This window comes from Allomuricauda sp. XS_ASV26 (assembly GCF_041224615.1).
GTDB classification, from domain to species: Bacteria; Bacteroidota; Bacteroidia; order Flavobacteriales; family Flavobacteriaceae; genus Flagellimonas; species Flagellimonas alginolytica.
On sequence record NZ_JBGFGK010000033.1, the window covers coordinates 954,380 to 968,491 of the forward strand.

The window sequence follows — 14,112 nt, forward strand, 5'->3', positions numbered from 1 at the left end:
ACATTACCGAACTATTTTTACCCATTTTCCTTTGTTTCGGGCTTGATAGTTGTTATCGTACATCGCTTCTGCTTGGGCACCTGGCAAATAATATTCACCCAAGAAAGAGGCATTCAATTTGATGATAAAGGTTTTGGATTTTTTGGCGCCCAAGTCAAAATATAAGTGGGTTCTATCATCTCTGGTATCCACATAATCCGCTGCGGAAGTGTTTGCATTGCCTTCCCCTGCAAATGAAGTATCCACAATCTCCCAACCACTGGGCACAATATGGGTGAGTGCAATGTTGTCGATATAATCATCCGAACTATTGAAAATACTGACCTGTGCTTGGAATTCGGTTCCTTGCCTAAGTTCATCCACATTGATGGAATTACCAAGGGGATCTACATAGTTTACGCTTAACCTTAGGTTCTGTTGTTGCGCCAATTCTTCACCCACGGGCAATTTTCCTGATTGGGTCAGTGTGGCATAAATAGTATTGCCTTGGTTGTTCTTTATTTCAATTTCTTCTTTGAACTTGGTTACGGAGAGTTCCCTTTGCGCTATGGCCCTATCTGTTTTTACCGCTATACTTTTTCCGTTATTGGTAAAAGTAAGGTCAAGGGACTTCCCACCGTTTTTAGCCACCATTTTGGACATGGCCAATAGGGCAAATGCTGTTTCTTGAGTACTGTACCATTGCTGTGATGATAAATTTTTGGCCAAGGAAACAGCTAATTCCCGTTGTTGGGAGTCGTTTAAAATTACCATGGTTTCCAATGCCATTGCTCGGTTTCTGAAAACTGAACCATAGGTTCTGTAATTGTAATTATTGGGTTTAAAGTTGATGTTTGCCTTTTGTGCTAGAGCTTGGGCTACCTCTTTTTTGCCAACCAGCGCATAGGCTGCTGCCAATCTCCATTTGGCCTCGTTGCTAAGATTTACGGTTTCACGCAAGCGATTCATTGCGGCCAGTTCTGGTTGTTGCGCCAATGCCAATGTGTACAAACGATAGGCTTGCGAAACATCATCGTTATAATATGTGGCCTGATTGCTCCATTGGCGAGCGGCGTTTTTTTGATAACGTAACCAATTGCTCAAGAAAGTCAATGGGAGCTGGTAGCCCTGTTTTTTGGATTCCAACATAAAATGGCCTGCATAGGAAGTTCCCCAATCATCGGCATTCCCGTAACCGGGCCAATAACTCAATCCTCCATTCGGGATTTGAAAATCGCCTAGGCGTGTTATAGCGGCTTTTATGTTTTTTTCGATAGCCTTCCTTTTGTCAAAAGTGATGTCCAACACATCGCCCAAAAATAATTGTGGGAATGCTGCCGAAGTAGTCTGTTCTATACAGCCATGTGGGTATCGTAACAAATAATCCATACGCTTGGAGAAATCCATGGGAGGGAGCGTGGAGAATTCGATGAAGGCCTCATTTGTGCCCGATGTCCCAAAAGTCTCCATTGAAATGATCTGTGAGCCATTGGCGTCCAAGGTGTAGAGTTCACTCTTTGTGGTCACTGGATTGGGGTTCTCCACGTCAATTTCGGTTTCGTTACTGGCACGTTCGCCAGCCCCCGAAGCGGTCACTTTTATCGTCTGGAACGATGTTGCCGGGTTGACCTTAAAGTCGAAATTCACGATTTGCTCCCCAACGGCATCAAAAGTGATGTTTTTTGAAGTACCGTTGATAGGTTCCAACGCTTTTCCTGCATCGATACTGATCTTTACGTTTTTAACTTTGGATTCCATGGCAAAAACCGTAACAGGAATGGTCACGGTTTCACCAGGTGATAATTTTCGAGGAATAGAGGTCAAAACCATTAAAGGTTTACGAACGGGTGCTGTTTTTTCGGCATTGCCATAAGCGCTGTTCGGGTTTCCTGCAACCACCATGGTACGAACAGAACCCACGTAGTTCGGCATATCGATGGTGTGCGACACTTTTTCCCCTGCCTTTAAGGAAAATGGACCCAAATAGGTGACGACAGGTTTAAAACGTTGTGCTTTACGATTTTTGGCTCCTGCTCCAATACCGCCCCCACCAATGGCGTATATATTATCTGCGCTAACAGAGTACGCTCCCATGACATCATCAAAAATATCAAAGGTTTTTACACCTAAGGCTTGCCTTGAATAGAAGGAGCTATGGATATCTGGTGTAGCAAAACGGGTCAAATCCAATAGTCCTTCGTCCACTACGGCCAAGGTATAGGTCATAGGTTTTTGGTTGGCTTCGGAAATTGTGATCTTATAGGGTTTTTCAGGTGCCAGTACCTCGGGCATATCGATTTGTGGTTTCAACAAGGTGGCCGGATTTTCTACCATAACAGGAACAACCCCGAACAATCGTATGGGAAGATCGTTTTTAGCTTTGCTGTGTGGTTGTAAAAGTGATATGTTGATGTAGGCATTGGGTGCCATTTCGGCCGTAATTGGAATGGTAGCTCTAGTCTCTTTGGCTGAGGTTTCTATCCATTGTTGGGAGAGTACCTCGGTACCGTTTTCAACACTTAGTAAGGCTCGGCTTCCAGTGTCGGAGGGAAAAGTTACAGCTACTTCTTCCCCAAGGGTATATTTTTCCTTATCGGTGGAGAAAATCAAGATTTTTGAACTTTCGGTATCGGCTGTGGCAGGTCTGCGCCACCAATTTCGGTAAAAATAGGCGGTACGTCCTGTCGCATGGCCGGAGACCTCGTCAATAACACGAATCAAGTAGCGTCCACCCTCCTCGTCGGGAATATTGATGTTGAAGTTGGCTGTTCCGTTACTTCCCGTGGTTAGGCTCATTTCTTTAAATGGACGATGAACGGTAGCGTTTTCGTAGCGCGAAAGATTATCGTACCCTCGGTTCCACCACCAGCGCCATTCAATTTTAAATATTTGGACTTTTAATTTTCGGTTGCCCGATGGATTACCTTGGGCATCAACGGTCACCACATCAAAGGTGTTGTTCTCATCCGTTAAAAATGAACCGTATTGTTTTGCTTCAGGCGAACGGAGGCCCACAAAGTTTGAAAATGGAGCCAGATTTTTAGAAAACACATCAATGGAAAAATCTCCTCCTCCTTCAAAAACCTTGGTGGTAAAGGTAGCTTTCAACATGCCCGGGGCATTTCCGTTTACATTAATTTCCTTATTGATGTTGAGCACACCGTTCGCATCCAATTTGGAAGAAACCCACTGTAACTCGGTTTCATTAAAAGTGCGAGCGGGGTCTTGGAAAATAAAATCTTTATACTTGGGGAAAGCGGTTGCCGTTTGACTCAAAGTGGCGTTAATGTCGATTTTAAGATTGCGGGCCGGAGCGCCGTGCAACCATTTTACCGTGGCCTTACCTTGATTATTGGTGTTGACTTCGAGTACTTCATCATCAAAAGTAAAATCCACTTTTAAACGGTTGGGCTTTACCGTTGCCACTTTTAAGGTTTTATTGAATTGGGCACCTCCCACTATTACTTTGGCTGACCAATTTCCGGTAGGTGCCGTTGCATCTGTTGGGATGGGGAAGTAATAAAAATTCTTTTCTTTTTTGGCGTACAGATTATCGGAAACGGGAGTATTTCCTTCTTTTAAAACGTTGCGCTGTACCAGTTTTCCCCGAGCATCGGTTACTTCCAGGGTCACTGGGTGTCCTTGGGGCAATGGGTTGGCGTTATCATCCAAAGCGAATGTTAAATGGATCACATCACCTGGTCGGTGAACCCCTCTTTCGGTATAAAGAAAGCCTTTTAATCCTTTTTGAAGTTGCTCGCCGGACACGTCGAATTTACTAAGGGACAGTGCATTGCCGTCCGATAACTTGGCGTATGCAAAATTATTGTTGCTTTCGGCAACCGCAAAGGCGATACCTTTATCACTATCGTAAACAGATAGGCCGGAAGCATCTGTTGTAACCTCCCCGACAAGTTGTTGTTGGTAATTGTAGAGTTTTATTTTTGCATTGGCCACCGGCTGGGTAGTGAGCAAATTAGTTACTGCAAAATGATGAGAGCGATTATTGCCTTTTTTAACAATTAAGCCCAGATTACTGCCCAATAAATTGGTTGCAGCTATCCTATCGTAGTTGTAATAGGCCGAATGACACGGGTTATCGCGTTCTTCCCAATTATAGTCGTAGTTTCGATAATTGTATATTTCGTTGTTCCAATATTGCTCTTCCAGTGATTCATCGTCCGAACTTTGTTCCAAAGTATAATCATTGACGGATTCTTGGGTTGACGCTGCTTCGCCACAATCGTAAGTGGTGTGTTCCTTTTTGAAACTGAATTCTACGCGGTACAATGATCCCGGGTTCACGTTTATCAATTCGGATAAATCCAATCCGTGGGCTTGCCAATAACTGTTGTTTTCGTTGCCTTTCTTTGTTAAGGGAATCACTTTGTAGGCCACTCGGCGACCAACAGGTCTAAAATCCGGGCTGTAGTTTTCCGTTAGGTCGTAATTTTGAAGATACTGGAGCATATTGTCCTGATACACCTGTATTACTCGAACTTCTACTGCAGAAAGGTTTACGGTTTCAAAATAGATGGGAGTAGCGTTTGCTTTGGGTAGGATCGTACCTTTCGAAATTAAACGGACCGCTGGCTTTAATTGCTCAAAAGAGACCAGTTCCGAAAAATCGTTTTTAAGCGTAAAACCGTATTCACTCTTAATCCCTTGAAAAGCGTTTATGCGTACTTCGCCCAAAATCCTATTGGAAGGATAAACGCTCAGTACATTCCCGTTGATTTCATATCTAAGGCTTTCGGCATTTTCAATGGTTACCAGACCATTGAGGTTTTGGTCTTGTTGCAACGGCTCCGAAAAATTTAGGGTAAGTACGGCATTGGGTGCAGATGTGGTTTTTGCATCAATGATCACAAACTTGTTTTTACCCGGTATGGTGTAAGTTTCCGAACCTTTATTGTTGATATTGTATGCATCACCGGTCCAATTTATAGCGAGTTCACTGTCCTCTGTTTTTCGGGATATACTATCTATCTTAAAGCTAAAATACTGCGCGTTTTCACCGGTATTGTCCCATTTTACAGGGATGTTTTTTTCTCCCTGTTTTACGGATAGTACCGAGTTTATCTTGGATGCGTCCAATATATCCGAAGCATCCAAAGTACCGGTAAGGTATTGCCAATCTTTGTTATAGGATTGCAGATCACCCAAATTGATCCTAAAATTGGGTGCGATGGTCTTAAAACTGAAGGTATAAGTCTTGAATTCACTATCAATATCCTCAAAAAGCTTGTTGAGCTTCAAATTAAGGGTGTATTCTGTGTTTGGTTTTAAATATTCCGAAGGTTGGAATAGAAGTTCCCTACCATTTTCAATCACTAGCTTTCCATCCACTTTAGGTGAAATTTTCAAATAGTCCGATGGTAACTCTTGGGTCAATTCAAACTGATCCAATTGTTGTGCCAATACAATGGTGATTGGTTTGGAAATGCTTTGGTTCCCATTGGTATGGTAGCTGATGTAATCCTTGAACTTAAAAAGATTGTCGGTTTCGGTGCTGTTCTGTTTTTTACAGGCAGCGGCTAGGACAAATAGTGCAGCCACAAGTGTTTTAAATGACCGGGACATGTGCTGAATAGTGTTTAGTGATGAAAAATATCTAACGGCAAGATAATTAAAATTGCCCATGGGTGAGATAGAAATTGATGTATGGGCAGTTTGGGTTTATGAAATGGATAAACACAATGTCTATTGCAAATTTTGGAGAAAAAGTACGGGGTCTTTTTGCTTTTAGGTATACTCATAAACCTACCACCCCCCAGAGGCACCGCCTCCGCCAAAGCCACCCCCTCCGAAGCCACCACTGAAACCGCCTCCGCCAAAGCCTCCTCCGCTGCCAAAGCCACCTGAGGAACCTGAGCTACGACCCATATTACTGAGAATGATCATGTCCCAAATATCGAGCCCGCTACCGCGTCGGCCGCCTCTGCCGTTGCCTCCCCCTTTGTTTTTACGACTCCATAAAATAATAAGGATCACTATAAAAATGATAAAGGGAAACAGGATTTCAAAAGGAAACGGTCTTCTATTGCCAAAAGTTCTGTCCTCGGAAAATTCTCCGGTGAGCACTTTAAAAATGGCATCGGAGCCTTTGTCCAGTCCACCATAATAATCACCTTTTTTAAATTCAGGGATAATTACGGACTCTATGATGCGTTTCGACATTAGATCGGTTAAACTTCCCTCCACGCCATAACCTGTATTAATGGCAATCCTACGATCGTTTCTCGCAAGTAACACCAATATGCCATTATCCTTATCGGCCTGTCCAATACCCCATTTTTGTCCCCATTGTGCTCCTAAATAATTAATGTTCTCACCTTCTGTGGAACTTATAATGGCAACAACAATCTGGGTAGAGGTGCTATCGGAATATCGAATTAGTTTATGTTCCAAAGCAGTGCTTTGCGAATTGGACAATAAATTCACATAGTCGTAAACACTGGTTTCTTTTTGTGGTTTTTCGGGTATGTTGAATTGCCCCCAAGCAAGGGAGATAGATAAAAAAAAGAGGAAAAAACTAGCCTTTGGATATCGCATTGTTCAGTTCGTTCTCATCATTTTGTTTCCATGGAAAATGGGCTTCGAGTTCCTTGCCAGCCATAAGAACACCTTCGACGATACCTTGTTTAAAATTTCCGTTCTTAAACTGGGAGGCAATAATATCCTTGGTGGTCTCCCAAAAACCTTTTGGAACTGCCCGGTCGATACCTTCTCCTCCGTAAATAACAAATTTTTTGTCGTCCACTGCAACGTAAAGCAGAACCCCATTGCCTTCTTTGGTGTTGTCCATTTTTAGGAAATGGAATAGTTGCTGCGCCCTGCTAAAGTGGTCTATTTTGGTGGATGCTTCAATATGTACCCGTATTTCTCCCGAAGTGTTCTTTTCTGCCTCGACAATGGCATTTATAATTTCACTTTCTTCCTCTGCGGTCAAAAACTCTTCTACCTGCGACATGGTTTAATTGAATTCGAAGTTTACATCCGGAGCATTTTCTGAACCTGGATCTGCGGAATATCTTGGCATTTCCTCAAAGCCAAACCAACCGGCAAGTAATTTGCCGGGGAATTTTGAGATATGGACATCATAAATGTTCACCTTCTCGTTAAATCTATCCCGGGCAACATTGATTCGGTTTTCGGTGCCTTCCAGTTGCGATTGAAGCTCCAAAAAGTTCTGATTGGCCTTTAATTCGGGGTAACGCTCCACGGTAACGAGCAATCTCGATAGTGCAGAGGAAAGCCCTGTTTGGGCTTGTTGGAATTCCGCTAACTGTTCCGGTGTAATATTGTTGGCATCTATGTTGGTGGATGTTGCTTTGGCTCGTGCTTCGATTACATCGGTCAAAGTGCCTCTTTCAAAATCGGCGGCACCCTGAACGGTCTTTACCAAATTCCCGATCAAATCGTTTCTACGTTGGTAGGAGCTCTCCACATTGGCCCAAGCTGTTTTTGCATCTGCTTCGTATTGTACGGCCGTGTTGTTGAAACCTACTGCCCATTGGTATAGTCCAAAGACAATGACTAAGACAATAATCAAGGGGATTAACCATTTTTTCATTTTGCTATGGAATTAGTGTTTAAAGTTGATCTTTTATCTTGAGTAGTTCGGCCCTAACTTTTTGTAATTTTTGAATTACCTCGAAGTTGGACAGTACTTTTTGCTTTTCTTCTTTCAGATGGATTTTGGCTCCTTCGAGGGTAAACCCGCGTTCTTTGACCAAATGATAGATCAATTGAAGGTTCTGAATATCCTGCGGCGTGAATTTTCGATTGCCCTTGGCATTCTTTTTGGGCTGAAGTACATCGAATTCTTTCTCCCAAAAACGAATCAGGGATGTGTTCACCCCAAAGGCCTTGGCTACTTCGCCAATGCCATAGTATCGTTTTTCTGGCAGGTCTATGTGCATTAATCCAGTGATTGGTTCTCTTGGTTCGCCAACCTGAGCATGTTCTCAAATTCTTCAGCAGATAAACTTCCGTAGTAGAAGTTGATCGGGTTAATGCGTTCCCCGTCCTTGAACACTTCGTAGTGGACGTGGGGTGCTTGGGAACGTCCCGTACTGCCTACAAAGCCAATGAGGTCGCCTCTTTTTACTTTTTGGCCTACGGTAACATTGTACTTGCTCATGTGCCCGTACAAGGAAATGTAACCATACCCATGGTCTATTCTTACGTGTTTTCCATAACCGGAAGACCTATTATCCGCCCGAACCACTTTGCCATCTCCGGTCGCATAGATCGGTGTGCCCCGTGGTGCCGTAAAATCCATGCCCCAATGCATTTTTCTAGCTTTGGTAAATGGGTCGGAACGCCAACCGAACCCAGAGGCCATTCGGGTAAGGTCTTCGTTGCTCACAGGTTGAATTGCCGGAATAGAGGCCAAAAGTTTTTCTTTTTCTTCCGCTAACTTGGCAATTTCATCCAAAGATTTGGATTGGATAACCATTTCCTTTTGAATAATGTCCAATCGTTTTGTGGCATCGATGATGATCTCTGAATTATTGAAACCTTCAAGGTCCTTATATCGATTGATTCCACCAAAACCGGCCCTACGCTGTTCTTCGGGTATGGGATTGGCTTCAAAATATAATCGGTAAATATTGTTGTCCCTATCCTCGATATTGGCCAAGACCTGTTCCATTTGGTCCATCTTGCGACCAAGGATCTCAAATTGGAGCTCATAGTTGCGTACTTCGCGTTCCAAGGAAAGTTCCTTTGGGGTATTCACCCAACGCGTATTCAAAAGAATGATGAGACCAAGAAAACCGAACAAGGCAGAACCCAGCAGAAACAAGAAAACATTCCTGTAGCGCTTGGATTTTTTGGGCTCTATCTTTCGGTACGAAAGCGTGTCCGGATCGTAATAGTACTTTACTTTAGACATGAATGGATTTTATCCTATTTTTGCTCACTCATTTTAAACAGAACAAACAAATATAAAAATTGTTTTGCTTAAAGTGTTAAATTTAAGAAAACCCTAGGAATTCAATGACATCCCAAGAAGTTAGAAAACAGTTTTTAAACTTTTTTAAAGAAAAGAGCCACAAGATTGTTCCATCCGCGCCCATGGTAATGAAGGACGACCCTACTTTAATGTTCACCAATGCGGGAATGAACCAATTCAAGGAATACTTTTTGGGCAACTCCGTGCCAAAGCACAAACGTTTGACCGATACTCAAAAATGCTTGCGTGTGAGCGGAAAGCATAACGATTTGGAAGAGGTAGGGAAAGATACCTACCACCACACCATGTTCGAGATGTTGGGGAATTGGAGCGTAGGGGATTATTTTAAAAAAGAGGCCATTGCCTGGGCTTGGGAACTGCTCACAGAGGTATATAAAATTGATAAGGATCGCTTGTACGTTTCTATTTTTGAAGGTAGTGAGGATGATGGTTTGCCCTTGGATCAAGAGGCTTATGATCTATGGAAAGCGATAGTGCCCGAAAACCGAATTATAAAGGGGAACAAAAAGGACAACTTTTGGGAAATGGGCGATCAGGGGCCATGTGGACCCTGTTCCGAAATCCACGTAGATATCCGAACCAAAAAGGACAGGGATAAAGTCGATGGCGCTTCATTGGTAAACCAAGATCACCCACAAGTTGTGGAAATCTGGAACTTGGTATTTATGCAGTTCAACCGTAAGGCCAATGGAAGCTTGGAACCACTTCCAGAAAACCATATTGATACAGGAATGGGCTTTGAGCGCCTTTGTATGGTGCTCCAAGGAAAACAATCCAACTACGATACCGATGTTTTTACCCCGCTTATAAGAGAGGTGGAAATCATCACAGGAAAAAAATACGGTAAGGACGAGCAGACGGATATTGCCATCCGGGTAATCTGCGACCATGTTAGGGCAGTTGCTTTTTCCATTGCCGATGGGCAGTTGCCCAGCAACACTGGCGCCGGTTATGTAATCCGAAGGATTCTACGCCGCGCCATACGCTATGGATTCACTTTTTTGGATACCAATAAACCTTTTATATACCGTTTGGTAAAGGTGTTGAGCGAGCAAATGGGAAAGGCTTTCCCAGAGTTGAAGGAGCAATATCAATTGATAGAGAATGTGATAAAAGAAGAGGAGAGCTCTTTTTTGAGCACTTTGGAGCAAGGATTGGTATTGTTGGATTCCGTGATAAAATCATCAAAAAACAAAACTATTGCTGGCGATAAGGCCTTTGAGCTTTACGATACTTTTGGTTTCCCGATAGATTTGACCGCCCTTATTTTGGAAGAGAAAGGCTATCAATTGGATGTGGAAGGATTCGAAAAGGCCCTAAAGGCCCAAAAGGATCGATCAAGGGCAGCTTCCGAAGTTACCAAGGACGATTGGAATGTTCTATTGACAGATACCGAACAGGAATTTATCGGGTATGATAGCTTGGAAGCTACCGTAAAATTGGTTAAGTATAGGAAGGTCACCAGTAAAAAAGAAGGAGATCAATATCAAATGGTGTTTAATCTTACCCCGTTTTATGCCGAAGGTGGTGGTCAGGTAGGGGATAAGGGTTACTTGGAAGCCTCTAATGGCGATGTTACTTACATTGTGGACACCAAACGGGAGAACAACGAAATTGTTCATTTTGCCAAGTCGCTGCCCAAGGAAGTCTCGGGAACCTTCAAAGCTGTGGTGGACCAGAAACAGCGTTGGAGAACAGCTTCTAACCATACCGCAACGCACTTGCTGCATCAAGCATTGCGCGAGGTATTGGGAAGCCATGTGGAACAGAAAGGGTCCGCTGTCCATTCCAAATATTTACGATTCGATTTCTCCCATTTTTCAAAATTGACGACGGAAGAGCTTAGGGAAGTGGAAAACTTTGTAAATGCTCGAATAGATGGGCACCTTCCTTTGGAAGAAAACAGAAATGTTCCCATGAAAGAAGCTATGGAACAAGGGGCCATGGCACTTTTTGGTGAAAAATATGGTGATACGGTCCGCACCGTCCGTTTTGGTCAATCCATTGAGCTTTGCGGTGGCACTCACGTAAACAATACAGCGGATATATGGCATTTTAAAATTGTGTCCGAAGGAGCTGTGGCGGCAGGAATACGTAGAATCGAAGCTATTACTTCCGATGCGGTAAAGGAATTTTATTTTAACAACAACCGCATGTTGTTCGAGATCAAGGATTTGCTGAAAAACACCCAGGATCCGGTAAAATCCGTGGCAAGTTTGCAAGAAGAGAATGCAGCCCTTAAAAAACAAGTGGAGCAATTATTGAAGGACAAAGCCAAAGGACTCAAAAACGAACTGATTTCCGAATTGGAAGATATCAATGGGATTAAATTCCTATCCAAAAAAGTGGATTTGGATGCAGGTGGTATCAAGGACCTTGCTTTTGAAATGGGTGGACAGGTAGATGATTTATTTCTGTTCCTTGCTTCGGAAAAAGACGGAAAAGCCATATTATCTTGCTACATTTCCAAAGATTTGGTGAAAGATAAAGATTTGAATGCCGGAGCCATTGTCCGTGAATTGGGCAAATACATCCAAGGCGGCGGAGGTGGTCAGCCGTTTTTTGCCACTGCGGGGGGTAAAAACCCGGCAGGGATTCCCGAAGCCTTGGATAAAGTGAAGGAATATTTGTCCTGACAAGTTTAACAAACAACCTCTCTTATAATATGTATGAAAAAATTCTTATGTATATTTCTGATGTTTCATGCTTGTGCAGAAAATCAGAATAACCCAAAAGAGGTTGGATCTTATGAATCCGAAAGGGTTGTATTGTCAGCCAGTGACTCAATTAAAGTTTCAGAATATTGGCAAAAAGCAAATAAGCTTCCTTTGTATTCGTTGGAAAGACAGAGTTATTTGGATTCAGCTTTAATCGTTAAACCTGATTCAGCATATTTCTGGCAACAAAAAGCAATGCCCTTATATAAAGAACGCAAGTATTCTTTAGGTAAACCTTATCTGGAGAAAGCCGTTTTATACAATCCTAAAAGGTATTTGGATTATAGCGCTTTTATGAAGTGTCTTTTTTCCAAAGAGTACCAAGAATCTATTGCGGAATTTAAGTTGGTAAAGGAATTATATGGTGATGGGTATGTTATGGATCATACTTATAATTTCTACTTGGCATTGGATTATTTACAATTGAACCAATTTGAGAATGCTAAAAAATACCTTTTAAAAAGCAAGGAACAACAGTTCAAGGATTTTCCGAATGAACCACCAGAAGAGGCATGTCACTATATGGATTGGTTTTACTTGGGAGTTGTTGAATATGAGCTTGGAAATTATATTGAGGCAGTCAAGTATTTCGATTTAAGCTTAAAGGTATATACTAATTTTGCTGATGCTCTTTATTATAAGGGAATATCATTATATAAATCTGGCAAGAGCGAAGAGGCTCGGAAAACAATGGCATTAGCCCGGGAAAATAATCAAAATACCATTAATGAAGATCAAGTGTATTATGTTGTTTACCCTTATCAAGTATATCACAAGTTAAGCCCATACTCCAGAAAAACAATTGAGACCAAGTAATGGAACTACAAACCAAAATACCTTTAAGCCCTAGTGATAATCCAATAGATTATCAAAATAAATTGGTGCTTTTAGGTTCTTGTTTTGTTGAGAATATGGGTGCTAAGTTGGACTATTTCCAGTTTCAACAACTTCAGAATCCTTTTGGGATATTGTTCCATCCTTTGGCCATTGAGAATTTAATTGAAAGAGCCCTAAACGGAAGGGATTACAAGCTAGAAGAGATTTTTGAGCAGGATGGGATTTGGCGTTGTTTCGACGCGCATTCCGATTTGCGTTCCGATAATCCCGAAGCGTTGTTACAAATACTGAACCAAAGGTTAAAGGAAACCGAGACTTGGTTGGGGGTGTCATCCCATATCATCATTACTATGGGAACGGCTTGGGTCTATGAATATTTGGATTCCAACAAAATAGTGGCCAATTGCCATAAAGTGCCCCGAAAACAGTTTGCAAAAAAATTGTTGAGTATCGAGGCAATTGAATCTTGCCTGGATTCGATTGTAGACAATATAACAAAGGTAAACCCCAAGGCACAAATTATTTTCACAGTTTCTCCTGTCCGCCATTTAAAAGATGGCTTTGTGGAAAACCAGCGAAGCAAGGCGCATCTGATGGCCGCAGTCCATTCGTTATTGTTATCTCGAACGCAGTCTAGAGGCCCTGGGTATTTTCCGTCTTATGAAATTATGATGGACGAGCTTCGTGATTATCGATTTTATGGAACGGATATGGTGCATCCCAATCAGTTAGCAGTGGATTACATTTGGGAAAAGTTTAAATCGGTCTGGATTACTTCAAATTCATATGCCGTGATGGATAAGGTAGATTCTGTACAAAAAGGGTTGCTACATCGACCGTTCAACCCGGATTCTGAAGCCTATCAAAAGTTTAAAACATCGCTCCGAACAAAAATTACGTATCTTCAAGAAAGGTATCCTTTCATGAAATTCAGTTAAATGAAGAAAATCCTAGTAGGGGCGGTGATTGCGTTGGCCTCCGTGTTAATTTATAAATCGTGTACGGAAGATCGTTCCCAAAAGACCATACTGGAAGAAAACTCCATGCTGATCCAGCAAGAACTGCGCAATGTGTCCAAATTGGTGGTCACCGAAGGTCATTTTGCCGAAGTGTACAATTACAAAGACTCCAAAGAACTGTTCGGTCCATTGATAACGGCAAATAAAAAAGCTTTGGTGGTGGTCAATGCCGATGTGTCCGTGGCATACGATATGTCCAAGATCGATTACGATGTTGATCGGGAAAATAAAGTATTGACCTTAAGGTACATTCCGGAGCCGGAAATTGCCATTAATCCTGATTTTGAATATTACGATGTTACCGCAGATTACTTGAATCCATTTAATGCAGGGGATTATAATGCCATTAAACAAAATGTGAAACAGTCCTTGATGAAGAAAATAGAAGCCTCATCCTTACGATCGAACGCAGAGAACCGATTGTTGAGCGAACTTTCACGCATTTTGGTGCTGACCGATTCCATGGGATGGACGTTGGTATATAAAAACACCCCGGTGGAAAATACCGTACAATTGAAAAATATTTTGGATTGAGGTGTCACATTTCGACCATTTTTGCGTCTTTATAGATACATCA

The 14,112-nt window shown here is 42.3% G+C and carries 10 protein-coding genes; 4 read left to right on the plus strand and 6 right to left on the minus strand.

The window, feature by feature from the left end; translation table 11 throughout:
* Positions 1-3: 3 nt before the first annotated feature.
* From AB9K32_RS16325 to AB9K32_RS16350, 6 genes are all read right to left on the minus strand, one after another.
* Positions 4-5,562, minus strand: a complete 5,559-nt coding sequence (locus tag AB9K32_RS16325; protein WP_369885822.1) for an alpha-2-macroglobulin — start codon at positions 5,560-5,562, stop codon at positions 4-6.
* Positions 5,563-5,742: 180 nt separating this feature from the next.
* A complete protein-coding gene (locus tag AB9K32_RS16330) occupies positions 5,743-6,534 on the minus strand; it encodes a YgcG family protein (protein ID WP_369885824.1) in 792 nt (263 codons plus the stop codon).
* Positions 6,515-6,952 carry a TPM domain-containing protein gene (locus AB9K32_RS16335; protein WP_224836408.1) on the minus strand — a complete coding sequence of 146 codons (438 nt, stop codon included), beginning with the start codon at positions 6,950-6,952 and terminating at the stop codon, positions 6,515-6,517. The genes AB9K32_RS16330 and AB9K32_RS16335 overlap by 20 nt, the downstream gene beginning before the upstream one ends.
* 3 nt (positions 6,953-6,955) lie before the next feature.
* Positions 6,956-7,555, minus strand: coding sequence for a LemA family protein (locus AB9K32_RS16340; RefSeq protein WP_252080623.1), 600 nt, complete (start codon positions 7,553-7,555; stop codon positions 6,956-6,958).
* A 19-nt stretch (positions 7,556-7,574) separates the two neighbouring features.
* Positions 7,575-7,904, minus strand: a complete 330-nt coding sequence (locus tag AB9K32_RS16345; protein ID WP_224836410.1) for a MerR family transcriptional regulator — start codon at positions 7,902-7,904, stop codon at positions 7,575-7,577.
* On the minus strand, positions 7,904-8,881 hold the full coding sequence (locus AB9K32_RS16350) for a M23 family metallopeptidase (protein ID WP_224836411.1): 978 nt from the start codon (positions 8,879-8,881) through the stop codon (positions 7,904-7,906). Before AB9K32_RS16350 ends, AB9K32_RS16345 begins: the two co-directional genes overlap by 1 nt.
* A gap of 104 nt (positions 8,882-8,985) precedes the next feature.
* Here AB9K32_RS16350 and alaS point away from each other — a divergent pair, with 104 nt between their 5' ends.
* From alaS to AB9K32_RS16370, 4 genes are read left to right on the plus strand one after another with little or no spacing between them, the layout of a single operon-like run.
* Positions 8,986-11,598, plus strand: a complete 2,613-nt coding sequence (gene alaS / locus AB9K32_RS16355) for an alanine--tRNA ligase (protein ID WP_369885826.1) — start codon at positions 8,986-8,988, stop codon at positions 11,596-11,598.
* 33 nt (positions 11,599-11,631) lie between these two features.
* Positions 11,632-12,495, plus strand: a complete 864-nt coding sequence (locus AB9K32_RS16360) for a tetratricopeptide repeat protein (protein WP_224836413.1) — start codon at positions 11,632-11,634, stop codon at positions 12,493-12,495.
* The gene (locus tag AB9K32_RS16365; protein WP_369885829.1) at positions 12,495-13,454 is read left to right on the plus strand and encodes a GSCFA domain-containing protein; all 960 of its coding nucleotides are present in this window, start codon (positions 12,495-12,497) and stop codon (positions 13,452-13,454) included. The genes AB9K32_RS16360 and AB9K32_RS16365 overlap by 1 nt, the downstream gene beginning before the upstream one ends.
* Complete coding sequence (locus tag AB9K32_RS16370; RefSeq protein ID WP_338196747.1) at positions 13,455-14,069, plus strand: DUF4230 domain-containing protein; 615 nt, start codon at positions 13,455-13,457, stop codon at positions 14,067-14,069.
* The last annotated feature ends 43 nt before the right edge of the window (positions 14,070-14,112 follow it).